A 23630-nucleotide genomic window follows, 5' to 3' on the forward strand; every position below is an offset into this window, starting at 1 on the left:
CAAGTATCCTCGACGCCAGGCACTTGTCCCCCGGCGGGCAAGACGGCCAATTGATAATTGCAAGCCGCGGGACCGAGGATAGACATGAAGTTGCTTTGCGCAGGTGCCGAGCTGGTCAATGACAGCAGCCGCGGGTTCGACATCGATGGCCAAAAGTTTTTTGCGGTGCGCCGTAGCGGGCAGGTTTATGTCTACATCAATCGCTGCCCGCACCGGGGCGTTGCCCTGGAGTGGCATCCCGACCAGTTTCTCGACCCCAGCAACAGCCTGATCGAGTGCGCCACCCATGGCGCACTGTTCCTGATCGAAGACGGCGAATGCGTCGCCGGCCCTTGCGCGGGGCAAGCCTTGACCAGCGTGGCCTGCCGCGAGGATGAACAAGGGATCTGGATCAGCCTTTAGCCACCCGGCAACACGTCCAGACGCCGGTCGACCAGCATTTCTTCGTGGTTCAACCGCACACCGTAAGCCAATACCTCGACCCCGCAGGCGATAGCCTCACGCAAGGCCTGCGCATAAGCCGGATCGATTTCCTGCGCCGGGCGCACGGCCTCGATGTCGGCCAGGCAAACACAGTACAACTGCACCGCGCGAATACCGTCCCTGGCCAAGTGCGCCAGCTCCCGCAGATGCTTGGCGCCACGTTGGGTGACTGCATCGGGAAACGCCGCCACCGCCGTACCGTCGAAGCCCAAGGTCACGCTTTTGACTTCGACGTAGGCCGGCCCGTCGGGATAATCAAGGCGGAAATCGATACGACTGTTTTCCTGACCATAAGCTACTTCGCGCTTGAGCCCGGTAAAACCGTTCAGTTCGGAGATGACGCCCGCCAGCAACGCCTCTTCGATCAAACCATTGGCCCGGGCGGTGTTCACGCAAAACAGCCGCCCTTGCGGGGTTTCACCGATCTCCCAGGTGCCGGGCAACTTGCGTTTCGGGTCGTTGGAGCGACTGAACCAGACCTGCCCGCCTTCGACCTGACAATTGAGCATCGAGCCTGTGTTCGGGCAGTGGATGGTCAGCAATTCGCCGCCAACGGTTTCGATATCGGCGAGAAAACGCTTGTAACGTCGGATCAGGCGCCCTTCTTCGAGGGGAGGATGAAAACGCATCAGCCTTGCCAGCTCCGCAACCCACGGGCAATGCGCTCGACCGCCTCCTGCAAACGCTCGAGATTTTGCGTATAGGCGAACCGCACATGATGCCCGGCCTGATAACGCCCGAAATCCAGCCCCGGGGTGAATGCCACATGTTCGGTTTCGAGAAAATGCTTACAGAACGCGAAGGCATCGCCGCCGAACTTGCTGATATCGGCGTACAAGTAGAACGCCCCTTCCGGCTCCACGGCAATGCCGAAGCCCAATTCACGCAAGGCCGGCAGCAGGTAATCCCGACGCCGGCCAAATTCGGCGCGACGCTCTTCGAGAATGCTGATGGTTGCCGGCTCGAAACAGGCCAGTGCAGCGTGCTGTGCCATGCTTGGAGCACTGATGTAGAGATTCTGGGCGAGCTTTTCCAGCTCACCGACGGCTGCGTCGGGGGCCACCAGCCATCCGAGCCGCCAACCGGTCATCCCGAAATACTTCGAAAAACTGTTCAGAACGAATGCACTGTCGTCGACTTCCAGCACGCTGGCCGCATCGGTGCCGTAGGTCAGGCCGTGATAAATCTCGTCGACCACCAGATGACCGTGGCGCTCCTTGATCGCGACAGACAGCTTCGCCAGCTCGTCGCGGGTCAGGATCGTGCCGGTGGGATTGGCTGGCGACGCCACCAATGCGCCGACGCTGTCGTGGTCCCAATGACGCTCGATCAGACCCGGCGTCAATTGATAACGCACATCCGGACCGACCGGCACCAGTTGTGCCGCGCCTTCCACCAGCCTTAGGAAGTGCCGGTTACACGGGTAGCCCGGGTCCGCCAGCAGCCAGTGTTTACCGGGGTCGACCAACAAAGCGCTGGCCAGCAGCAACGCGCCGGAGCCGCCAGGCGTGATGAGGATGCGCCGCGGGTCGATGTTCAAACCATAACGCTGCTGATAAAAGCCCGAAATGGCCTCACGCAGCTCCGGAATGCCGCGCGCGGCGGTGTAACGGGTTTTCCCCGCTGTCAGCGCAGCCTGACCGGCCTGGATGATCGGTTCGGCGGTGGTGAAGTCCGGCTCGCCGATTTCCAGGTGAATCACATCGTGGCCGGCCGCCTGCAATTCATTGGCCCGCGCCAACAGCGCCATGACATGAAAAGGTTCGATCGCGCGACTGCGGGCACTGTAGGGCTGAGCCATTAGCCTTCCTTCAACGGAAAAAAAACCGATTCTACCCAAGCGCAGGAACGAGCGAGAACCTAAAGCGGTCAGAGGCCTTGTAACCCCGATCACAAACGACTCAAGCGTGCGCGCAAGGTTTGACTAAAATCAATAATTGAGCAGGGCTCCAGAGCCACCAGACAACGGTTTGTCATCATTTGCAAGCACCATGTGCCGCGAGCTCGACATCCGGGAGTAGCGCGGCCCGAGTTGATCTGGTAAGTTCGCCCGCTTGCAGCCGCAGGGCCGGCAGGTGCCGGTGATGGAGCAATCCTGCGCAGATGGATTACAAGAGTAGAGGCGGTCTATTTCATGTCCACCCAAGCAAAGCAGCAAAACCAGGCGATCAGCGGCTTCGAGCCCTATGTTCAGAAAGCCGGCGAAGAGTACATGGGCGAGCCCATGCGCAAGCACTTCACCAAGGTCCTGAATCAGTGGAAGAAAGAGCTGATGGAAGGTGTCGACAAGACCGTGGACCACATGAAGGACGAAGCGGCCAACTTTCCTGATCCGGCAGACCGTGCCAGCCAGGAAGAGGAATTCGCCCTCGAACTGCGTGCCCGCGATCGTGAACGCAAGTTGATCAAGAAGATCGACAAGACACTTCAACTGATCGAAGACGAAGAGTACGGCTGGTGTGAATCCTGCGGCATCGAAATTGGCGTCAAGCGCCTCGAAGCGCGTCCTACCGCCGACCTGTGCATCGACTGCAAGACCCTGGCAGAAATCAAGGAAAAGCAAGTCGGCAAATAATTGCGACTTGAACGAAGAACGGAGCGTGCGAACGCTCCGTTTTTGTTTCTGATGTTTTTTTGGCTTTAAATGCATTCATGACCGCCAACACCCCCTACATCGGGCGCTTCGCCCCCACCCCTAGCGGCCATCTGCATTTCGGCTCGCTGGTCGCCGCACTGGCCTCCTACCTTGACGCGCGCTCGGTGGGCGGACGCTGGCTGATGCGCATGGAAGACCTTGATCCGCCCCGCGAGGAACCCGGCGCCCAGGCGGCCATTCTCAAGGCACTGGAAAGCTATGGCTTCGAGTGGGATGGCGACCTGGTTCGCCAAAGCGAGCGGCACGATGCCTACGCCGAGGTGCTCAATCGCCTGTTCAATCACGGCCTGGCCTACGCCTGCACCTGCTCGCGCAAACAGCTGGAACCGTATCACGGGATTTATCCGGGGCTGTGCCGCAATGCCGGCCATGGCACTGACGATGCGGCCATCCGCCTGCGCGTACCGGAACTGGAATACCACTTCATCGACCGGGTGCAGGGCCAATACCGCCAACATCTGGGTCGGGAAGTCGGCGACTTCGTGATCCGCCGCCGCGACGGGCTCTACGCCTATCAATTGGCCGTGGTCCTGGACGATGCCTGGCAGGGCATCACCGATATCGTTCGGGGTGCCGACCTGCTGGATTCCACGCCCCGCCAGCTTTACCTGCAAGAACTGCTCGGCCTGCCTCAACCGCGTTATCTGCATATCCCGCTGATTACCCAGCCGGATGGCAACAAACTCGGTAAATCCTACCGTTCGCCGCCGTTGACCGAGGATCAGGCAACGCCCCTGCTGCTGCGGGCGCTACGGGCGCTGGGACAGAACCCTGGAGCCGAACTGACGTACGCCACGCCACGGGAAGTGCTGAATTGGGGCATTGCCCACTGGGATGCCTCGTTGATCCCGCGCACACTGAGCCTGCCCGAGGCACAGCTATTGTGATCGCACTTGCAGTGGCGCGCCCATCCGTTACCATCGCCGCACGTTTTCGGGCACGCGCATAAAAAAAGAGAGGCCGGGATGTACATCTATCGCTTGGTCCTGCTTTTGGTAGTGGGGATTTACCTGTTTTCCCCGGCCATCATGGATTGGTGGATCGACGCCACTGGCGCCTGGTATCGCCCATATTTGCTCTGGCTGATTCTGATCGTCGTGACCTTCATCCTGCAGAGCCAAAAAGATGCCGATGAGCTTTAGCCTGACCCAGATGATCCTGATCAGCGCCGCGTACCTGGCGGTGCTGTTCGGTGTGGCTTGGATCAGTGAACGGGGCATGATCCCCCGGGCGATCATTCGCCACCCGCTGACTTACACCCTGTCACTGGGCGTCTACGCCAGTGCCTGGGCGTTTTACGGCACCGTGGGCCTGGCCTATCAATACGGCTATGGTTTTCTGTCCAGCTACCTGGGCGTTTCCGGGGCATTTCTGCTGGCGCCGGTGCTGCTCTATCCGATCCTGAAGATCACCCGCACTTATCAACTGTCGTCGTTGGCGGACCTGTTTGCCTTCCGCTTCCGCAGCACCTGGGCCGGTGCGCTGACCACGATTTTCATGCTGGTTGGCGTATTGCCGTTGTTGGCCTTGCAGATTCAGGCGGTCGCCGACTCCATCGGTATCCTCACCCGCGAGCCGGTACAGCATCGCGTGGCCCTGAGCTTCTGCGCACTGATTACGCTGTTCACGATTTTCTTCGGCTCCCGCCACATCGCCACCCGCGAAAAGCATGAAGGCCTGGTGTTCGCGATTGCCTTCGAGTCGGTGATCAAGCTGATCGCCCTCGGCGGTGTCGGGCTGTATGCGCTTTACGGTGTGTTCGACGGCCCGCAACAGCTTGAGCTGTGGCTGCTGCAAAACCAGACCGCGCTCGCCGCCCTGCACACGCCTTTGCAGGAAGGCCCGTGGCGTACGCTGTTGCTGGTGTTCTTCGCCTCGGCGATCGTGATGCCGCACATGTATCACATGACCTTTACCGAGAACCTCAACCCGCGCTCGCTGGTCAGTGCGAGCTGGGGCCTGCCGCTGTTCCTGTTGCTGATGAGCCTGGCGGTGCCGCTGATTCTCTGGGCCGGCCTGAAACTGGGCGCCACCACCAATCCGGAATACTTCACCCTGGGCATCGGCATCGCCGCCAACAACAAGGCTTTGGCGTTGCTGGCCTATGTCGGCGGGCTGTCCGCCGCCAGTGGCCTGATCATCGTCACCACGCTGGCGCTGTCCGGGATGGCCTTGAACCACCTGGTGCTGCCGCTGTATCAACCACCGGCCGAAGGCAACATCTACCGCTGGCTGAAGTGGACCCGCCGGGCGCTGATCGTCGCGATCATCATGGCCGGCTACGGCTTCTACCTGATGCTCGGTGCCGAGCAGGACCTGGCCAACCTCGGCATTGTCGCTTTCGTCGCCACGTTGCAGTTCCTGCCGGGCGTGCTCTCGGTCCTGTATTGGCCGACCGCCAACCGTCGCGGCTTCATCGCCGGCTTGCTGGCGGGGATCCTGGTGTGGCTGGTGACCATGCTGTTACCACTGGTCGGCAATCTGCAGGGCTTCTACATTCCGCTGCTGAACATGATCTACGTGCTGGACGACACCAGTTGGCACATGGCGGCGATTGCCTCGCTGGCGGCCAACGTGCTGATGTTCACCCTGATCTCGCTGTTCACCAACGCCAGCACCGAAGAGGCGAGCGCCGCCGAAGCCTGCGCCGTGGACAACGTGCGCCGTCCGCAACGCCGGGAACTGCACGCCGCCTCGCCCCAGGAGTTCGCCACGCAACTGGCCAAGCCACTGGGTGCAAAAGCGGCGCAGAAAGAAGTTGAACAGGCACTGCGCGACCTCTATCTGCCTTTCGACGAACGCCGACCCTATGCCCTGCGCCGCTTGCGTGACCGCATCGAGGCCAACCTCTCTGGCCTGATGGGCCCAAGCGTGGCCCAGGACATGGTCGAGACGTTCCTGCCGTACAAGGCCGGCGGCGAAAACTACGTCACCGAAGACATTCACTTCATCGAAAGCCGCCTCGAGGATTACCACTCGCGCCTGACCGGCCTGGCCGCCGAACTCGATGCCTTGCGCCGCTATCACCGCCAGACCCTGCAGGAATTGCCGATGGGCGTTTGCTCGCTGGCCAAGGATCAGGAAATCCTCATGTGGAACAAGGCCATGGAGGAACTCACCGGCATCGCCGCGCAGCGCGTGGTCGGTTCGCGCCTGAGCACCATTGCCGACCCATGGAAAGAACTGCTGCAAGGCTTCATCAATCTGCCGGACGAACACTTGCACAAACAGCACCTGGCCCTCGACGGCCAGACACGCTGGCTGAACCTGCACAAAGCGGCGATCGACGAACCCCTCGCGCCGGGCAACAGTGGCCTGGTGTTGCTGGTGGAAGACTTGACCGAAACCCAGATGCTCGAGGACAAACTGGTGCACTCCGAGCGTCTGGCCAGCATCGGTCGACTGGCGGCCGGCGTAGCCCATGAAATCGGCAACCCGATCACCGGTATCGCGTGTCTGGCGCAGAACCTGCGCGAAGAACGTGAAGAAGACGGCGAGCTGAAGGAAATCAGCGGCCAGATCCTCGAGCAGACCAAACGCGTGTCGCGCATCGTCCAGTCACTGATGAGCTTTGCCCATGCCGGCAGCCATCAGCACAGCGACGAGCCCGTCTGTCTGGCCGAAGTGGCTCAGGATGCCATCGGCCTGCTGGCCCTGAACCGACGCAATTTCGAAGTGCAGTTCTACAACCTGTGCGACCCCGAACACTGGGTCGAAGGCGACCCGCAACGGCTGGCCCAGGTATTGATCAACCTGCTTTCAAACGCCCGTGACGCCTCGCCTCCCGGCAGTGCGGTACGGGTCAAGAGCGAAGCCGGCGAACACACGGTCGATCTGATCGTGGAAGACGAAGGCAGCGGTATTCCGTCGAGCATCATGGACCGATTGTTCGAACCTTTCTTCACCACCAAGGACCCTGGCGAAGGCACCGGTCTGGGCCTTGCACTGGTCTATTCCATCGTTGAAGAGCATTATGGACAAATCACCATCGACAGCCCGGCTGATGTTCAAAGCCAACGCGGCACCCGAATCAGGGTTACCTTGCCGCGTCATGTCGAAGCGACGTCCGCTGTGAACTGAGACCGTCGAGAGTATCGAATCAATGCCGCACATTTTGATCGTCGAAGACGAAACCATTATCCGCTCCGCCTTGCGCCGCCTGCTGGAACGTAACCAGTACCAGGTCAGCGAAGCCGGATCAGTGCAGGAAGCACAAGAACGCTTCACCATTCCCTCGTTCGACCTGATCATCAGTGACCTGCGCCTGCCGGGCGCGCCCGGCACGGAGTTGATCAAGCTTGCCCAGGGCACGCCGGTGCTGATCATGACCAGCTATGCCAGCCTGCGCTCGGCGGTCGACTCGATGAAAATGGGCGCAGTGGACTACATTGCCAAACCATTCGACCATGACGAAATGCTGCAAGCGGCCGCACGAATCCTGCGTGACCGACAAACGGTACAAACCGGCGGTGAAGCCGTTGCCGGCAAAGCCGCCAACGGCGCGGCGAAATCCGGTACCGACAACAGCAACGGTGAAATCGGCATTATTGGTTCGTGCCCACCGATGCAGGACCTCTACGGCAAGATCCGCAAAGTGGCACCGACCGACTCCAACGTTCTGATCCAGGGCGAATCGGGTACCGGTAAAGAACTGGTGGCGCGCGCCCTGCACAACCTGTCCAAACGCGCCAAGGCGCCGATGATTTCGGTGAACTGCGCGGCCATTCCGGAAAGCCTGATCGAGTCAGAACTGTTCGGCCACGAAAAAGGCGCGTTCACCGGCGCCAGCGCCGGGCGCGCCGGCCTGGTGGAAGCGGCGGACGGCGGCACCCTGTTCCTCGACGAAATCGGCGAACTGCCACTGGAAGCCCAGGCTCGCCTGCTGCGCGTATTGCAGGAAGGCGAAATTCGTCGCGTGGGCTCGGTGCAGTCGCAAAAAGTCGATGTGCGCCTGATCGCTGCGACTCACCGCGACCTCAAGAGCCTGGCGAAGATCGGCCAGTTCCGTGAAGACTTGTATTACCGCCTCCACGTTATCGCGCTGAAGCTCCCAGCCCTGCGCGAACGCGGTGCGGACGTCAACGAGATCGCCAACGCCTTCCTGGCGCGGCAAAGTGCGCGGATCAACCGCACCGACCTGAAATTCGCCGCGGATGCCGAGCAAGCCATTCGCCACTACTCCTGGCCGGGCAACGTTCGTGAACTGGAAAACGCCGTCGAGCGCGCCGTTATCCTGTGCGAAAGCCCGGAAATCTCCGCCGAGCTACTGGGCATCGACATCGAACTGGGCGACCTGGAAGACGACGAGTTCATTGGCCTGCCGCCCCAACAGGGCAACGGCAACGCCAGTAACAGCAACCACGAACCGACCGAAGACCTCTCCCTGGAGGACTACTTCCAGCATTTCGTCCTCGAGCATCAGGACCACATGACCGAAACCGAGTTGGCCCGCAAGCTCGGGGTCAGCCGCAAATGCCTGTGGGAGCGCCGTCAGCGCCTGGGCATCCCACGGCGCAAGACCGGGGTGGCCAGCGAAAGCTGAACCGTACCTGTCTCATGTGCGGGTAACACGTGACTTTCTGAAAAAACTGTTACCTCAGCTTTTTCACGTAACAGAAGCCGGGGCTTACGGTAACGAAGCCCCGGCTTTTTTTCGCCCTCGAAATGCCTGTCGACCGACCTAACCCCTTGTTTTATTGGGTTTCGCAAAAGTTGGCACGCACCCTGCTATATGTTTGATACAAGAACAATAACAAGCAATGCACAAGACAATAAAAATAAGACGAATCGACTCACGCACAATAAAAACAAGACGGCGAGAGGCGCAGCTAACTGATTCTTTTGGAGAGGCGTTGTATTTGGGGCTTGCCCCACGACCAGGCCGAGAACAACAAAAAACTGTCTTAAGACAGAGCCTGTACTGGTTGGATCGAAAGATCACAGCAATTCAGCGACCAAAGCAATCCGTTTGCTCTTGGCTCCCGATTGGGAGGGTCATGAAGGAGAGCTTCATGGCGAGGGCACTCAACAAAAACAAGAAGCCCGAAACCAAAAATAAAAATAGAGCATGCAACTACTTCTTGGGGAGCTTCGGCTCCCCTTGTGGTTTTCGCGATTCGGAAATCCCCGCAAATCGGCTCGTTCCGGCCTTGAAGCCTGCGGCCTACAGCTCATATCTGCTGTGTCCTACACCATCCCCCGACTAAATGCTAGAATCCCCGCCCATCATGCGGTCATTCTTCTGTTATGGCCGAATATTCCTTCAAACAGTGCATCCCATGCTGAAGAAGCTGTTCCAGTCATTCCGTTCTCCCAAGCGTCCTACGCAACACATTCGCAGCACGCCTGAAGTGCTCAACAGCGGCCAACACTCGCTGCAGAAGGCGCAATTCAGCCGCTACGCGGTGAATATCGTTGAACGCCTGCAGAACGCCGGTTATCAGGCTTACCTGGTTGGCGGTTGCGTGCGCGACATGCTGCTGGGTATCACACCGAAAGATTTCGACGTTGCCACCAGCGCCACACCGGAACAGGTACGGGCCGAATTCCGTAACGCGCGAATCATCGGGCGCCGGTTCAAGCTGGTGCACATCCACTTCGGCCGCGAAATCATCGAAGTCGCGACCTTCCGCGCCAATCACCCGCAAAACGAAGACGAGGAAGACAGCAACCAGTCTTCGCGCAACGAAAGCGGGCGCATCTTGCGCGATAACGTCTATGGCACCCTGGAAGAGGACGCGCAACGTCGCGACTTCACCATCAATGCCTTGTATTACGATCCGGTCAGCGAACGCATCCTCGACTACGCCAACGGCGTACACGACATCCGCAACCACCTGATCCGCCTGATCGGCGATCCGACGCAACGCTACCAGGAAGACCCGGTACGGATGCTGCGGGCCGTGCGTTTCGCCGCCAAGCTGAACTTCGGCATCGAAAAACACAGCGCCCTGCCGATCCGCGGCCTGGCGCCGATGCTGCGCGAGATCCCGTCGGCCCGCCTGTTCGAAGAGGTGCTCAAGCTGTTCCTCTCCGGCCATGCCGCCGATACGTTTGAAATGCTGGTCGACCTGCAGTTGTTCGACCCACTGTTCCCGGCCTGCGCCGAAGCACTGGAATACAACCCGACGTACACCCACACCCTGATCAGCGAAGCCCTGATCAATACCGACCTGCGGATCAAGCAGAACAAACCGGTCACCCCGGCGTTCCTGTTTGCAGCCCTGCTCTGGCCTGCCCTGCCGGCCCGCGTCCTGCGCCTGCAGGAGCGTGGCATGCCGCCGATTCCGGCGATGCAGGAAGCTGCGCACGAACTGATTGCCGAACAGTGCCAGCGCATCGCGATTCCGAAACGCTTCACCATGCCGATCCGCGAGATCTGGGACATGCAGGAGCGCCTGCCCCGCCGCAGCGGCAAGCGTGCCGATCTGCTGCTGGACAATCCGCGCTTCCGCGCCGGCTACGACTTCCTGCTGCTACGCGAAAGCGCCGGCGAGCAGACCGATGGCCTGGGCGAATGGTGGACGGACTATCAGGACGCCAACGAAAGCGAGCGTCGCGACATGATTCGCGACCTCAGCGGCAAGGACGAAGGCACCGGCGCCCCGCGCAAGCGTCGCCGCAGCGGCGGTTCCAAGCGCAAACGCGCTGCCGGCGCTTCGAGCACCACGGGCGAGTAATCCATGGAACGCATCTACATCGGCATGGGCAGCAATCTGGCTGCCCCCGCCGACCAATTGCGCAGCGCCGTCGAGGCGCTGGCGCATTTGCCGCAAACGGCGCTGGTCGGGGTTTCTGCGTTTTATCAAAGCGACTCGCTGCTACCCGGACAACCGCGCTACACCAATGCGGTGGCCGCTCTCGACAGCACGCTGGCGCCGCTGGATTTGCTCGATGCCTTGCAGGCCATCGAAAACGGCCAGGGTCGTGAGCGCCTTGAGCGCTGGGGGCCGCGCACGCTGGACCTCGACATATTGCTGTTCGGTGATCGCCTGATCGACGAACCGCGCCTCAAGGTTCCCCATTACCACATGCAGGAAAGGGCCTTCGTGCTGTATCCACTGGCGGAACTGGCACCTGCGGATCTGCGCCTGGCCGATGGCCGGACCTTGGCCGAACTGCTCAAGGCATGCCCGTTCGTCGGCCTGGAACGCCTCCCTCAGAATTGACCAAGTTCCCCTGTGGGAGCGGGCTTGCTCCGGGCGGCGTTCCGACGAAAGCGGTGTTTCAATCAACAAAAATGTTGAATGTGATGCCCCCCTTCGCGAGCAAGCCCGCTCCCACACTGGTCGCAGCTTCGACTGCTGAATCGCATCAGTTACCCCGGTAACACCCCACCCGTAACAATGCGGTAACACACGCAATTGACTTCCCTCGTTCTCCTCACGACTATAGGCGTCCCGCTGCCGCCAACACGGCGTTCAAGGGCGCAATCCAGGCCTTAAAAGCACGACGAAAGAGCGTGCGCCTGTATTCAACGAAGAATCACGCGCGTTACTCGCAGTAGTTTCCACAGCGCCTGAATGAGGAACTTTTCATGCCAGCCATCACCCTGACCACCCTGCAAGGTCTGAAGCAAAAAGGTGAAAAGATCACCATGCTGACCTGCTACGACGCGACCTTCGCCCATGCCTGCAACCAGGCTGGCGTCGAAGTGCTGCTGGTGGGCGACTCCCTCGGCATGGTTTTGCAGGGCCACGACAGCACCTTGCCTGTCACCACCGCAGAAATGGCTTATCACGTGGCCGCCGTCAAACGCGGTAACAGCGATGCCCTGATCCTCGCCGACCTGCCTTTCATGGCCTACGCCACCACCGAGCAAGCCATGACCAACAGCGCCCTGTTGATGCAGGCCGGCGCGCATATGGTCAAGGTTGAAGGAGCGTTGTGGCTGGCCGATTCGATCCGCCTGCTGGCCGAGCGCGGCATCCCTGTCTGCGCGCACATGGGCCTGACGCCGCAGTCGGTGAACATCCTGGGCGGCTACAAGGTCCAGGGCCGCAATGAAAACCAGGCGCGGCAGATGCGTGCCGACGCGATCGCCCTGGAACAGGCTGGCGCGGCAATGCTGCTGCTCGAGTGCGTCCCGAGCGAACTGGCGGAAGAAATCACCCAGGCGGTGAAGATTCCGGTGATTGGTATTGGCGCCGGTAATCGCACCGATGGCCAGGTACTGGTTCTGCACGACATGCTGGGCCTGTCCATTACCGGCCGCGTGCCAAAATTCGTGAAAAACTTCATGACTGGCCAGACCAGCATTGAAGCGGCATTGAACGCCTACGTGACTGAAGTCAAAGCGGCAACTTTCCCTGGGATCGAACACGGATTTTCTGCATGAACACCGTAAAAACCGTACGCGAACTGCGGGCCGCCGTGGCCCGTGCCCGTAGCGAAGGCAAGCGCATCGCCTTTGTGCCAACCATGGGCAACCTGCACAGCGGCCACGTGGCGCTGGTGACCAAAGCCTCGCAACGGGCGGACTTCGTGGTGGCGAGCGTTTTCGTCAACCCGCTGCAATTCGGTGCTGGCGAAGACCTCGACAAGTACCCGCGCACCCTCGCCGCCGACCAGGAAAAACTGCTCCAGGCCGGTTGCCATCTGCTGTTTGCCCCCACTGTTGAAGAGATGTATCCCGACGGCATGGCCGGCCAGACCCGCGTCAGTGTCCCGCAATTGTCCGAAGGCCTGTGCGGCGCCAGCCGCCCGGGGCATTTCGAAGGCGTGGCGACGGTGGTCAGCAAGCTGTTCAACATGGTCCAGCCGGACCTGGCGATTTTCGGCGAGAAAGACTTTCAGCAACTGGCGGTGATTCGTGCGCTGGTTCATGACCTGAACATGCCGATCCAGATCATCGGTGAACCCACTGTTCGCGCGGCCGATGGCCTGGCGCTGTCATCGCGCAACGGCTTCCTCAACGAAGAGCAACGTGCTGTGGCACCGGTGGTCTACCGCACGCTGAAAGCGATCGGCGAGGCGATCAAGCAGGGTGAACGCGACTACCCGGCGCTGATCGGCACGCAGATAAAACAGCTCGAAACAGCCGGCCTGCGTCCTGACTATCTGGAAATCCGCCATGCCCTGACCTTGCGCCCGGCGACGGCGCAGGATCGTGACCTGGTGATTCTGGTGGCGGCGTTCCTGGGGACAACGCGGTTGATCGACAACCTGCACCTGAACCTCGACGCGCCCGTCTAAACACTCTCGAACTCTGTGGAGTGAGTCTGTGGTGAGGGGGCTTGTCGGACCGCCGCACCGCCCCGTTGGGCTGCGAAGCGGCCCCAAACTTTCGAGCGTTTCCGAAATTTTGCCAGTGCTACGCACTGGAACGGGGGCAAGCCCCCTCGCCACAAAAGTACACTTCAAACCCTTCGCTTCATTCGTATTGCCGCCCACAAACCCTTCGGGCAAACTGCCCGCCGTTCGATTCCGACCTGGGAAATACTCATGCACGCCATCATGCTCAAAGCCAAGCTGCATCGCGCCGAAGTCACCCACGCAGTACTCGATTACGAAGGCTCCTGCGCCATCGACGGTGAATGGCTGGACCTGTCCGGCATCCGTGAGTACGAACAGATCCAGATCTACAACGTCGACAACGGCGAGCGCTTCACCACCTACGCCATTCGTGGCGAAGAAGGTTCGCGCATGATCTCGGTCAACGGCGCCGCCGCGCACAAGGCCAAGGTTGGCGATCGCGTGATCATCTGCGCTTACGCTCATTACAGCGAAGCCGAACTGCTCAACTTCAAGCCGCGCATGCTCTACATGGCACCGGGCAATGAATTGAGCCACACCAGCAACGCCATTCCGGTCCAGGTCGCCTGATCCGAGTCCTGTCTCTTCCGTTTGTCGGACCGTTCCTAACTTTGGTGTTAAAAAAGTACCGGAAACAGGTCAGACAAAGTCAAGACAGATCATTGCGCGGGGTTTAATGTATCCGCCCTGCGCCATGAAATCGTGTCGACGCAGTTGACCGGAACGCCCACCCGCAGCGCTCCGGGACTTTTAGTGTTCAAAAGGCCGTTCAAGTAATAAGGAAACCCGCAGCGATGGCGTATTACCGCACTCCTCACGACGTTACCGCTCTGCCTGCCTGGCAAGCGTTGAATGACCACCGCCAAGCCATGCAGGATTTCAGCATGCGCGAAGCCTTCAATGCCGATCCGCAGCGTTTTACTCAGTTCACCCTCAGCAGCTGCGGCCTGTTTCTCGACTATTCGAAAAACCTGATCAACGCCGAGACCCGCAACCTGCTGGTGGGTCTGGCCAACGAAGTCGACCTCAAGGGCGCGATCAAGTCGCTGTTCGACGGCGAAATCGTCAACTCTTCCGAAGGCCGTCCGGCCCTGCACACGGCCCTGCGTCGCCCGGTTGGCGACAAGCTGTCGGTCAACGGCGTCAACGTGATGCCCGAAGTGCACAAGGTACTGAACCAGATCACCGACCTCGTCGGCCGTATCCACGATGGTCTGTGGCGCGGTTACACCGAGAAGCCGATCACTGACGTGGTGAACATCGGCATCGGCGGCTCGTTCCTCGGCCCTGAGCTGGTGTCCGAAGCGCTGTTGTCCTACGCCCAGAAAGGCGTGCGTTGCCATTACCTGGCGAACATCGACGGCAGCGAGTTCCACGAACTGACCATGAAGCTGCGCGCCGAGACCACCCTGTTCATCGTCTCGTCGAAATCCTTCAACACCCTCGAAACCCTGAAGAACGCCCAAGCCGCCCGTGCCTGGTATCTGGCCCAGGGTGGTTCGGAAGCCGAGTTGTATCGCCACTTCATCGCGGTATCGAGCAACAATGCCGCCGCGGTAGCGTTCGGCATCCGCGAAGAAAACATCTTCCCGATGTGGGACTGGGTTGGCGGGCGCTACTCGCTGTGGTCGGCCATCGGTTTGCCGATTGCACTGGCCATCGGCATGTCCAACTTCAAGGAATTGCTGTCCGGTGCCTACACCATGGACCAGCACTTCCAGAGCGCACCGTTCGAACAGAACATGCCGGTGCTGCTGGCCTTGCTCGGCGTGTGGTATGGCAACTTCTGGGGCGCACAAAGCCACGCGATCCTGCCGTACGATCACTACCTGCGTAACATCACCAAGCACCTGCAACAACTGGACATGGAATCCAACGGCAAGAGCGTGCGCCAGGACGGCAAGCCGGTGTCCACCGACACTGGGCCGGTGATCTGGGGCGGCGTCGGCTGCAACGGTCAGCACGCCTATCACCAGTTGCTGCACCAGGGCACCCAACTGATCCCGGCCGACTTCATCGTGCCGATCGTCAGCTTCAACCCGGTGTCCGATCACCACCAGTGGCTGTACGCCAACTGCCTGTCGCAGAGCCAGGCGCTGATGCTCGGTAAGACCCTTGGCGAGGCCGAAACCGAGCTGCGCGACAAAGGCATGAGTGAAGCCGAGGTGCACAAGCTCGCGCCGCACAAGGTGATCCCGGGCAACCGTCCGAGCAACACCCTGGTGGTTGAACGCATCAGCCCGCGTCGCCTCGGCGCTCTGGTGGCGATGTACGAACACAAAGTCTTCGTGCAAAGCGTGATCTGGGGCATCAATGCCTTCGACCAGTGGGGTGTGGAGCTGGGCAAAGAGCTGGGCAAAGGTGTCTACAACCGCTTGGTCGGCAGCGAAGAAACCCCGGCCGAGGACGCCTCGACCCAAGGGCTGATCAATTACTTCCGTGGTCGTCACCGCGGGTGATTTGAAGCCTGCCCACAGGCTTTGGATCAACCCCAAAGTCTGAGGGCAAAAACAATCCCCTGTGGGAGCGAGCCTGCTCGCGATGGCGGTGTATCAGTCAGCATTGGATTGGCTGCCACTCCGCTTTCGCGAGTAGGCTCGCTCCCACAGTTGTTTTGTGTACGGATTGAACCCATTGACCACTCGGCGCATCTTTATCTTTGTCGCAAAACAAGCATAAGGAACCGTCATGTTCGATATCAGCATGTTCCCCAAAGCCGATGCCGTCCGCCGGGCCGCACAATTGAGTCAAGACGACTATCAGCGCCTGTACCGCGAATCCGTCGAACACCCCAGCACCTTCTGGGCCGAACAGGCCACGCGTTTTCTCGACTGGAGTGCGCCCTGGGAAACCGTCCAGCGCTACAACCTGAAAACCGGTGAAGCCAGCTGGTTTGCCGGTGCGCAATTGAACGTCAGCTACAACTGCATCGACCGGCACCTGGAGAAACGCAGCGATCAGGTCGCCATCATCTGGGAAGGCGACGACCCTGCCGACTCGACATCGATCACCTACAAAAAACTGCATGAAAACGTCTGCCGCCTGGCCAACGTGCTGAAAAGCCGTGGCGTGAAAAAAGGCGACCGCGTGTGCATCTACCTGCCGATGATTCCCGAGGCGGCCTACGCCATGCTGGCCTGTACCCGCATCGGCGCGGTGCACTCGGTGGTGTTCGGCGGCTTCTCCCCGGACTCGTTGCGTGACCGTATTCTCGATGCCGACTGCCGCACCGTGATTACCGCGGACGAAGGCGTGCGTGGCGGCAAGGTCGTGCCACTCAAGCAGAACGTCGACAAGGCGCTGCGAAGCTGCCCGGACGTGAGCACCGTGCTGGTGGTCGAGCGCACCAAGGGGCAGGTGAACTGGGTCGAAGGACGGGACATCAAGTATCAGCAGGCCCTGCGCGAAGCCAGCGCCGATTGCCCGCCCGAGCCGATGGACGCCGAAGCCCCGCTGTTCATCCTCTACACCTCCGGCAGCACCGGCAAACCCAAAGGCGTGCTGCACACCACCGGTGGCTACCTGCTGCAAGCAGCGATGACCTTCAAGTACGTGCTGGACTACCGCGATGGCGAAGTCTTCTGGTGCACCGCCGACGTCGGCTGGGTCACTGGCCACAGCTATATCGTCTACGGTCCGCTGGCCAATGGCGCGACCACGCTGATCTTCGAAGGCGTGCCGAGCTACCCGAGTACCTCGCGCTTCTGGCAGGTGATCGACAAGCACAAAGTGAACATTTTCTACACCGCCCCGACGGCCCTGCGCGCACTGATGCGCGAAGGCCCGGAACCGTTGAAGCAAACATCCCGCGCCAGCATCAGGCTACTCGGCACGGTCGGTGAGCCAATCAATCCGGAAGCCTGGGAGTGGTACTTCCATGCGGTCGGCGAGGAGCGTTGCCCGATCGTCGATACCTGGTGGCAGACCGAAACCGGCGGCATCATGCTCAGCCCGCTGGTCAGTGCCCAGCGGATCAAGCCGGGTTGTGCGACACAACCGATGTTCGGCGTGCAACCGGTATTGCTCGACGAGCAAGGCAGGGAAATCAAAGGTGCCGGCAGCGGCGTACTGGCCATAAAGTCCAGCTGGCCGGCGCAGATCCGCAGCGTTTATCGCGACCCGCAACGCATGGTCGACACCTACTTCAAGCCCTACCCCGGCTACTACTTCACCGGTGACGGCGCGCGGCGCGATGAAGATGGCGATTACTGGATCACCGGGCGCATCGACGATGTGATCAACGTGTCCGGCCACCGTATCGGCACCGCCGAAGTGGAAAGCGCCCTGGTGCTGCACGAAAGCATCGCCGAGGCCGCTGCGGTCGGTTACCCCCACGACATCAAGGGCCAGGGCATCTATGTCTTCGTCACGCCCATGAACGGCGTCGAAACCAACGATGAACTGAAGAAAGAATTGCTGGCCCTGGTCAGCCAGGAAATCGGCAGTTTCGCCAAGCCGGACTTGATCCAGTGGGCACCGGCCTTGCCGAAAACCCGCTCAGGCAAGATCATGCGGCGCATTCTGCGCAAGATCGCCTGCAACGAACTGGACAGCCTGGGTGATACTTCGACCCTGGCTGACCCGAACGTGGTGCAAGGGCTGATCGACAAGCGCTTGAAGTAGGAGCGAGCTCGCTCGCGATGAACTCCGACGCGCCGCGTATATTCAGGAAAAACGCGTTATCGTTAACGTCCATTGCGAGCAATCGAGCGTCGACCGGCTGCCCCTACAGAGTAACCATGGAATTCATCCGCACCCGCATCGAAACCCAGATCATGAGCCTGACCGGTTTGTCCCTGGGTAAACTCGACCTGGAAAACCCCAAGGGCGACCCCGGCCTGTTCGGGCCGGACTCGGTGAGCTGGCAAGTCCATGGCGATTTCAGCAGCATGTTGATCGGTGGCATCAGTGCCCTGATGCTGCAAGCCCTGCATCCTCTGGCATTGGCCGGGGTCTGGGACCATTCGAATTTCCGTGAAGACATGCTCGGTCGCTTGCGTCGCACCGGGCAGTTCATCTCCGGCACCACCTTCGGTTCTCGACAGGATGCCGACTGGCTAATCGAAAAAGTCCGCACCATCCACTTGCAGATCACCGGCACGGCACCGGACGGACGCGCCTACGCCGCCAGCGATCCCGAACTGCTGACGTGGGTGCACGTGGCGGAAGTCAGCAACTTCCTCGCCGCGCATTTGCGCTATCGCAATCCGCACCTGTCGCTGATCGATCAGGATCGCTACTACGCTGAAATTGCCCTGGTCGCCGAGCGCCTCGGGGCCCGGGATGTGCCCCGTTCTCGGCAGGAAATTGCCGACTACCTCGAGCGCATGCGCCCTCAGTTGCTGTGTGACGAACGCAGTCGCGAAGTCCTGCGCCTATTGCTGAACGCCCCCTCCCCCAGTCGCCTGGCCAAGCCGTTTGGCGGTTTGATGATGCAGGCCGGGATCGATCTGCTGCCGGACTGGGCCAGCGATATGCTCGGTGTCAGCCAGAACCCGCTGCAACGCAAGCTGATCCGCGCCAGCGTCAATCGCAGTGCGCCGATGCTGCGCTGGGCGGTGCGTAATGGGTCGGTGCAGCGGGCCAGGCGGCGGATGGGGTTGCTGACCTGAACACAACCTCTTGAATGTGATCACTCTGTGGCGAGGGAGCTTGCTCCCGCTCGAGTGCGTAGCGCTCGCAAAAAAACCGAAATGTACCGGGATTTTGGGGCCGCTTCGCAGCCCAGCGGGAGCAAGCTCCCTCGCCACAGGCAAGCCCCTCATCTCAGCTCCAAACTGTTAAACTCCCGCGCCCAATTCCCTCCTGCAAGGCGCCCAGCATGTCTTCCTTGAATCAGGCGCTGCGCGCCGCCCTCGAACGTCGCCAGGACCTGCTCGCCGAACTGCACCAGCAAGGTACCGATTGCTATCGCCTGTTCCACGGCAGCCAGGAGGGCGCCGGGGGCCTGACCATCGACCGCTACGGCCCGCAATTGCTGGTGCAGAGTTTCCACCAGGCGCTGGAGCGCGAGACGCTGCTGCAACTGCACGAAGCGATCAATCAACACCTGGGTTTTGACACCCTGCTGGTCTACAACGACCGCTCCCGTGGCAACTCACGCATCGACCGTGAAGACATCGTCTACCGCGCCGACGAAGCCGCCCTGCAAGACCTGGTCGGCCACGAGTGGGGCCTGAACTATCGGGTACGGGGTCGCCATGCCGGACAAGACCCGCTGCTGTTCCTCGACCTGCGCAACACCCGCGGCTGGGTCAAGGATCACAGCAAGAACAAAAGCGTACTGAACCTGTTCGCCTACACCTGCGGCGTCGGCCTCAGTGCCGCCGCCGGTGGTGCGCGCGAGGTGTGCAACCTGGACTTCGCCGAAGGCAATCTGGCGGTCGGTCGGGAGAACGGCCAACTCAACCCGCAGTTGCCGACCATGGAATTTATCCAGTCCGACTACTTCCCGGCCATTCGCCAACTGGCCGGCCTGCCAATCAGCCAGCGCCGCGGGCAAAAACTGCCGAGCTATCAGCGCCTGGAACAGCGCCAGTACGATCTGGTACTGCTCGATCCACCGGCCTGGGCCAAGAGTGCATTCGGCACCGTCGACCTGCTGCGCGACTACCAGAGTCTGCTCAAACCGGCCCTGCTGACCACCGCCGACAACGGCGTGCTGATCTGCTGCAACAACCTGGCGAAAGTCAGCATGGACGACTGGCGCGAGCAGGTTTTGCGTTGCGCAGAGAAGGCCGGGCGGCCGGTGCGTGAGTGGAGCGTGATGAAGCCAGGCGCGGACTTCCCGTCGATGGATCAGCAACCACCGCTGAAAACCCTGATTCTGCAGCTCTGACCGCTGTCGGAGAAATCTGAAACTTCCTGATCAGGCCAATCACTTGGGAACCGGAAACGCGTGCCATACTCCAAGGCACTCCGATCCAGACAGATGAAGCCGCACATGTACAAAGGATTGATTCGCGCCATCGGCGCCTTGTTGACTGCTCTGGCCCTCTACAGCTTGCTGGGTTTTCTGATTTTACCGGGTGTCGCGCTGCGCGTTGCCAACCAGCAACTGGCCAACTACGCCACCACACCCGCCACGATCCAGCGAATCGAATTCAATCCGTTCAGCCTTGAACTGACCCTTTGGGGCTTGAACATCGGCGAGCCCGGCAAGGAGCAGGTCGGTTTCGAACGCCTGTATGCCAATCTGCAACTCGACAGCCTGTGGACCAAGGCGGTGCACCTGTCCGATGTCGAACTGGACAAGCCCAAGACCGAAATCCTGTTCAGCAAGGACGGCAAACTCAATCTGCTGGGGCTGTTCAAACTGCCAGCGAGGGAGCCCACACCCGCCGACCCGGATGCCAAGCCGTTTCCGCTGCGCATCGAGCGGATCAAACTGGCCGGCGGCGCCGTGCACTTTGAAGATGCCCGGCCCAGCGAGCCCATCGAGTTTCTCTACGACACACTCGATTTCGAGCTGAAGAACCTCAGCACCCTGCCCGATGACAGCGCCGACATGACCTTGGTGGCCGTCGGCCCCAATGGCGGACAGATCGACTGGACCGGTAACTTCAGCCTGATCCCGATCGCCTCCGAAGGTAAGCTGAAAATCACCGATGGCAAGATGAAAGCCTTTTGGCCCTATGTGCGCGATGCCGTTCCACTGGACCTCGAGAACGGCGTCATGAGCATCAGTACCGACTACAAATTCAGCCTGGCCAAGGAAACCGAGCTGCTGCTGAGCAATGTAGCGGTCAACATTGCACCTTTCGCGATCAAGGCCCCGGATGGCCGGCCGCTGGTGAAGCTCGAACGCCTGGACGTCAGCGAAACCACCGTAGACCTGGCCAAACAGCAAGTGGTGGTCGGCAAGATCCGCAGCCACAAACTGGAAACCTGGGCCGCACTGGAATCGGACGGCCAACTCGACTGGCAGAAGCTGTTCGCCAGCCAGCCGGCCAAACCCGCTGCCAAAGCCAAGGCGGATGCCGAACCGGCCAGCACTCCGGCGGCGGCAGACTCACCGAAACCTGAACCAGCCGCGCCAGGCAAACCCTGGCAGGTGCTGCTCAAGGACGTACAGTTGCGCGATTACCAAGTGCATCTGGCTGACCGAAAGGCACAGCCTCCCGTCGCCCTGGATCTGGCTCCGCTGAATCTCGACCTGCAAAACTTCGACAGCCTCAACGGTTCACCCTTTACCCTCAAGCTCGATACCGGCGTGGGCAAGCAAGGCAAGATCATGGCCGACGGCGAGGTCAACCTGGCCCCGGTCAGCGCCAGACTGAAGGTACAGACCAAGGACATCGACCTGCGAGTTGCCCAGTCCTACATCACGCCGTTCATTCGCCTGGAATTGCGCAGCGGCATGCTCGGCAGCGATCTGGCGGTCGACCTGAAAAGCACCGCCCCCCTGGCGTTCAACGTCACAGGCCGCGCCCAGATCGATCAGTTGCATACCCTGGACACCCTGAAAACCCGCGACTTCCTCAAGTGGCAACAGGTCGTGGTCGAAGGCTTGAACTATCAGCATGGGGACAGTCTGTCGATTGACAAGATCAACCTGTTCCAGCCCTATGCGCGTTTCATGATCAACGATGATCGCACCACCAACATCGATGACCTGCTGATTCCCCAGCCGGCGGACTCCGGGGCAAGACCGGCGGCGAGCAAACCGGCCAGCAACGAAAAACCGCTGGGCATCCACATCGGCGGCATTTTCATCAATGACGGTTCGGCCAACTTCGCCGACTTCAGCCTGACCCCGAACTTCGCCACCGCCATCCAGCAACTCAACGGGCAGATCGGCACCATCGACAGCCGCCAGCCGAAACCGGCCAGTGTCGACGTCAAGGGCAAGGTCGATCGCTACGCGCCGGTGACCATCAAGGGCTCGGTCAATCCGTTCGACCCGATGGCCAGCCTCGACATCGCCACCAGCTTCAAGCGCGTGGAGCTGACCACGCTGACGCCCTACTCCGGCAAGTTCGCCGGCTACCGTATCCGCAAGGGCCGGCTCAATCTCGACCTGCACTACCAGATCACCAAGGGTCAGCTCAAAGCTGAAAACAAAGTGGTGGTCGAACAACTGCAACTGGGTGAAAAAGTCGACAGCCCCGATGCCGTGAGCCTACCGCTGAAACTGGCCATTGCCTTGCTCAAGGACGTCGACGGCAAGATCTCCATCGAACTGCCGGTCACCGGCGACCTGAACAACCCTCAGTTCAGCGTCATGCCGATTATCTGGCAGACCCTGCGCAATCTGATCGTCAAAGCCGCGGCAGCGCCGTTCAAGCTCATTGGCGGGCTGGTCAACGGTGGCGGTTCGGAAGACCTGGGCAGCGTTTCATTCGCAGCGGGTTCCAGCGAATTGGGCAAGGATGCCGAAGGCGCCCTGGACAAACTGTCCAAGGCGCTCAAGGAGCGCCCGGCCCTGCGCCTGGAAATCGAAGGCACCGCCGCCCAGAGCAGCGATGGCCCGCTGATCGCCGAACAACGCCTGGAGCGTGAGTACCAGTACAACTACTACAAAATGCTCCAGCGCCGCGGTGACAAGGTCCCGGCCCAGGCTTCGTTGCTGGAAGTGCCGGATGGGGAAAAAGGCCCGCTGCTCGAAGGTATCTACCGTACCCGCCTGAAAACCCAGCCCCCTGCCGAATGGAAGGACCTGGGCAAGGAAGAGCGCACCGCGAAAATGCGTGCCGAGGTGATCAAGTTCTGGAGCACCAGCGACGTGCTGTTGCGTCAACTGGGCCAGGAACGCGCCAGCAGCATCAAGGATTACCTGGTCGACAAGGCCCAACTGGAAGATGACCGGGTGTACTTCATCGACGCCAATCTGGGCGAGGCGCAAAGTGACGGCCGCGTAGTGACACCAATGCATCTGGATGCCGAGTGATGATGCGGCGGCAGCTGACTGGCCTGATCCTGGCGCTCTCCGCCAGTCAGGCCTGGGCGGCCGATACCCTGCGCTGTGGCAGCCAGTTGATCAGCGTCGGCGATCGTTCGAGTGAGGTTTTGCAGAAATGCGGTGAACCGGTCAGTCGCGACTTGCTGGGGTACAAACGCAGTGCAGATCGGCGTGAGGAATTTCAGGTCGAGGAATGGACCTACGGACCGAATGGCGGGATGTATCAATACTTGCGGTTCGAAGGTAATCGGCTGAAACAGATCACCAGTAAACGCGGCAATTAATTAGCACTATCCAATGTGGGAGCAAGCCCGCACATTGGGTTTTCAGCGCTAC

At 60.6% G+C, this 23630-nt stretch carries 19 protein-coding genes; 17 read left to right on the top strand and 2 right to left on the bottom strand.

Annotated features, from left to right (window positions below):
* Positions 1 to 84 precede the first annotated feature (84 nt).
* Positions 85 to 402: a Rieske (2Fe-2S) protein gene (locus AC1DVE_RS21345; protein ID WP_223454871.1), complete on the top strand. Its 318-nt coding sequence runs from the start codon at positions 85 to 87 to the stop codon at positions 400 to 402.
* Here the strand turns inward: AC1DVE_RS21345 and sfsA are convergent.
* Together sfsA and AC1DVE_RS21355 are read right to left on the bottom strand one after the other, a co-directional pair.
* A complete protein-coding gene (gene sfsA, locus AC1DVE_RS21350) occupies positions 399 to 1112 on the bottom strand; it encodes a DNA/RNA nuclease SfsA (protein ID WP_223454870.1) in 714 nt (237 codons plus the stop codon). The two genes, AC1DVE_RS21345 and sfsA, sit on opposite strands and share 4 nt — an antisense overlap.
* Entirely contained in the window at positions 1112 to 2284 is a 1173-nt protein-coding gene (locus AC1DVE_RS21355; protein WP_223446836.1) for a pyridoxal phosphate-dependent aminotransferase, read from the bottom strand. The genes sfsA and AC1DVE_RS21355 overlap by 1 nt, the downstream gene beginning before the upstream one ends.
* Before the next feature lie 333 nt (positions 2285 to 2617).
* Here AC1DVE_RS21355 and dksA point away from each other — a divergent pair, with 333 nt between their 5' ends.
* The 16 genes from dksA (at position 2618) to AC1DVE_RS21435 (ending at position 23578) form a co-directional block, all read left to right on the top strand.
* A complete protein-coding gene (gene dksA / locus AC1DVE_RS21360; protein ID WP_007971100.1) occupies positions 2618 to 3058 on the top strand; it encodes an RNA polymerase-binding protein DksA in 441 nt (146 codons plus the stop codon).
* A gap of 77 nt (positions 3059 to 3135) precedes the next feature.
* On the top strand, positions 3136 to 4026 hold the full coding sequence (gene gluQRS / locus AC1DVE_RS21365; RefSeq protein ID WP_223454868.1) for a tRNA glutamyl-Q(34) synthetase GluQRS: 891 nt from the start codon (positions 3136 to 3138) through the stop codon (positions 4024 to 4026).
* Between the two features lie 78 nt (positions 4027 to 4104).
* Entirely contained in the window at positions 4105 to 4281 is a 177-nt protein-coding gene (locus AC1DVE_RS21370) for a hypothetical protein (protein WP_003176118.1), read from the top strand.
* The gene (locus tag AC1DVE_RS21375) at positions 4265 to 7219 is read left to right on the top strand and encodes a sensor histidine kinase (RefSeq protein ID WP_223454866.1); all 2955 of its coding nucleotides are present in this window, start codon (positions 4265 to 4267) and stop codon (positions 7217 to 7219) included. The genes AC1DVE_RS21370 and AC1DVE_RS21375 overlap by 17 nt, the downstream gene beginning before the upstream one ends.
* 22 nt (positions 7220 to 7241) lie before the next feature.
* Complete coding sequence (locus tag AC1DVE_RS21380) at positions 7242 to 8681, top strand: sigma-54-dependent transcriptional regulator (RefSeq protein ID WP_108216467.1); 1440 nt, start codon at positions 7242 to 7244, stop codon at positions 8679 to 8681.
* 736 nt (positions 8682 to 9417) lie between these two features.
* The gene (locus AC1DVE_RS21385; protein ID WP_223454864.1) at positions 9418 to 10818 is read left to right on the top strand and encodes a polynucleotide adenylyltransferase PcnB; all 1401 of its coding nucleotides are present in this window, start codon (positions 9418 to 9420) and stop codon (positions 10816 to 10818) included.
* A 3-nt stretch (positions 10819 to 10821) separates the two neighbouring features.
* Positions 10822 to 11307 (top strand): 2-amino-4-hydroxy-6-hydroxymethyldihydropteridine diphosphokinase, encoded by a 486-nt coding sequence (folK, locus tag AC1DVE_RS21390; protein WP_223454862.1) that lies wholly within the window; start codon positions 10822 to 10824, stop codon positions 11305 to 11307.
* Between the two features lie 368 nt (positions 11308 to 11675).
* Positions 11676 to 12476, top strand: coding sequence for a 3-methyl-2-oxobutanoate hydroxymethyltransferase (gene panB, locus AC1DVE_RS21395; protein ID WP_095965623.1), 801 nt, complete (start codon positions 11676 to 11678; stop codon positions 12474 to 12476).
* Entirely contained in the window at positions 12473 to 13333 is an 861-nt protein-coding gene (gene panC / locus AC1DVE_RS21400) for a pantoate--beta-alanine ligase (protein ID WP_223543120.1), read from the top strand. The genes panB and panC overlap by 4 nt, the downstream gene beginning before the upstream one ends.
* Before the next feature lie 249 nt (positions 13334 to 13582).
* Positions 13583 to 13963, top strand: a complete 381-nt coding sequence (panD, locus tag AC1DVE_RS21405) for an aspartate 1-decarboxylase (RefSeq protein WP_003228271.1) — start codon at positions 13583 to 13585, stop codon at positions 13961 to 13963.
* Between the two features lie 224 nt (positions 13964 to 14187).
* On the top strand, positions 14188 to 15852 hold the full coding sequence (gene pgi / locus AC1DVE_RS21410; protein ID WP_223454858.1) for a glucose-6-phosphate isomerase: 1665 nt from the start codon (positions 14188 to 14190) through the stop codon (positions 15850 to 15852).
* A 229-nt stretch (positions 15853 to 16081) separates the two neighbouring features.
* The gene (gene acs, locus AC1DVE_RS21415) at positions 16082 to 18016 is read left to right on the top strand and encodes an acetate--CoA ligase (protein WP_223532973.1); all 1935 of its coding nucleotides are present in this window, start codon (positions 16082 to 16084) and stop codon (positions 18014 to 18016) included.
* A 116-nt stretch (positions 18017 to 18132) separates the two neighbouring features.
* On the top strand, positions 18133 to 19005 hold the full coding sequence (locus AC1DVE_RS21420) for an oxygenase MpaB family protein (protein WP_223454854.1): 873 nt from the start codon (positions 18133 to 18135) through the stop codon (positions 19003 to 19005).
* 209 nt (positions 19006 to 19214) lie between these two features.
* A complete protein-coding gene (locus tag AC1DVE_RS21425; protein WP_223454852.1) occupies positions 19215 to 20231 on the top strand; it encodes a class I SAM-dependent rRNA methyltransferase in 1017 nt (338 codons plus the stop codon).
* A 93-nt stretch (positions 20232 to 20324) separates the two neighbouring features.
* The gene (locus tag AC1DVE_RS21430; protein ID WP_223532969.1) at positions 20325 to 23282 is read left to right on the top strand and encodes a DUF748 domain-containing protein; all 2958 of its coding nucleotides are present in this window, start codon (positions 20325 to 20327) and stop codon (positions 23280 to 23282) included.
* The gene (locus AC1DVE_RS21435) at positions 23282 to 23578 is read left to right on the top strand and encodes a DUF2845 domain-containing protein (RefSeq protein WP_223446861.1); all 297 of its coding nucleotides are present in this window, start codon (positions 23282 to 23284) and stop codon (positions 23576 to 23578) included. Before AC1DVE_RS21430 ends, AC1DVE_RS21435 begins: the two co-directional genes overlap by 1 nt.
* Positions 23579 to 23630 lie beyond the last annotated feature (52 nt).

The organism is Pseudomonas sp. P4_B4, assembly GCF_056402255.1.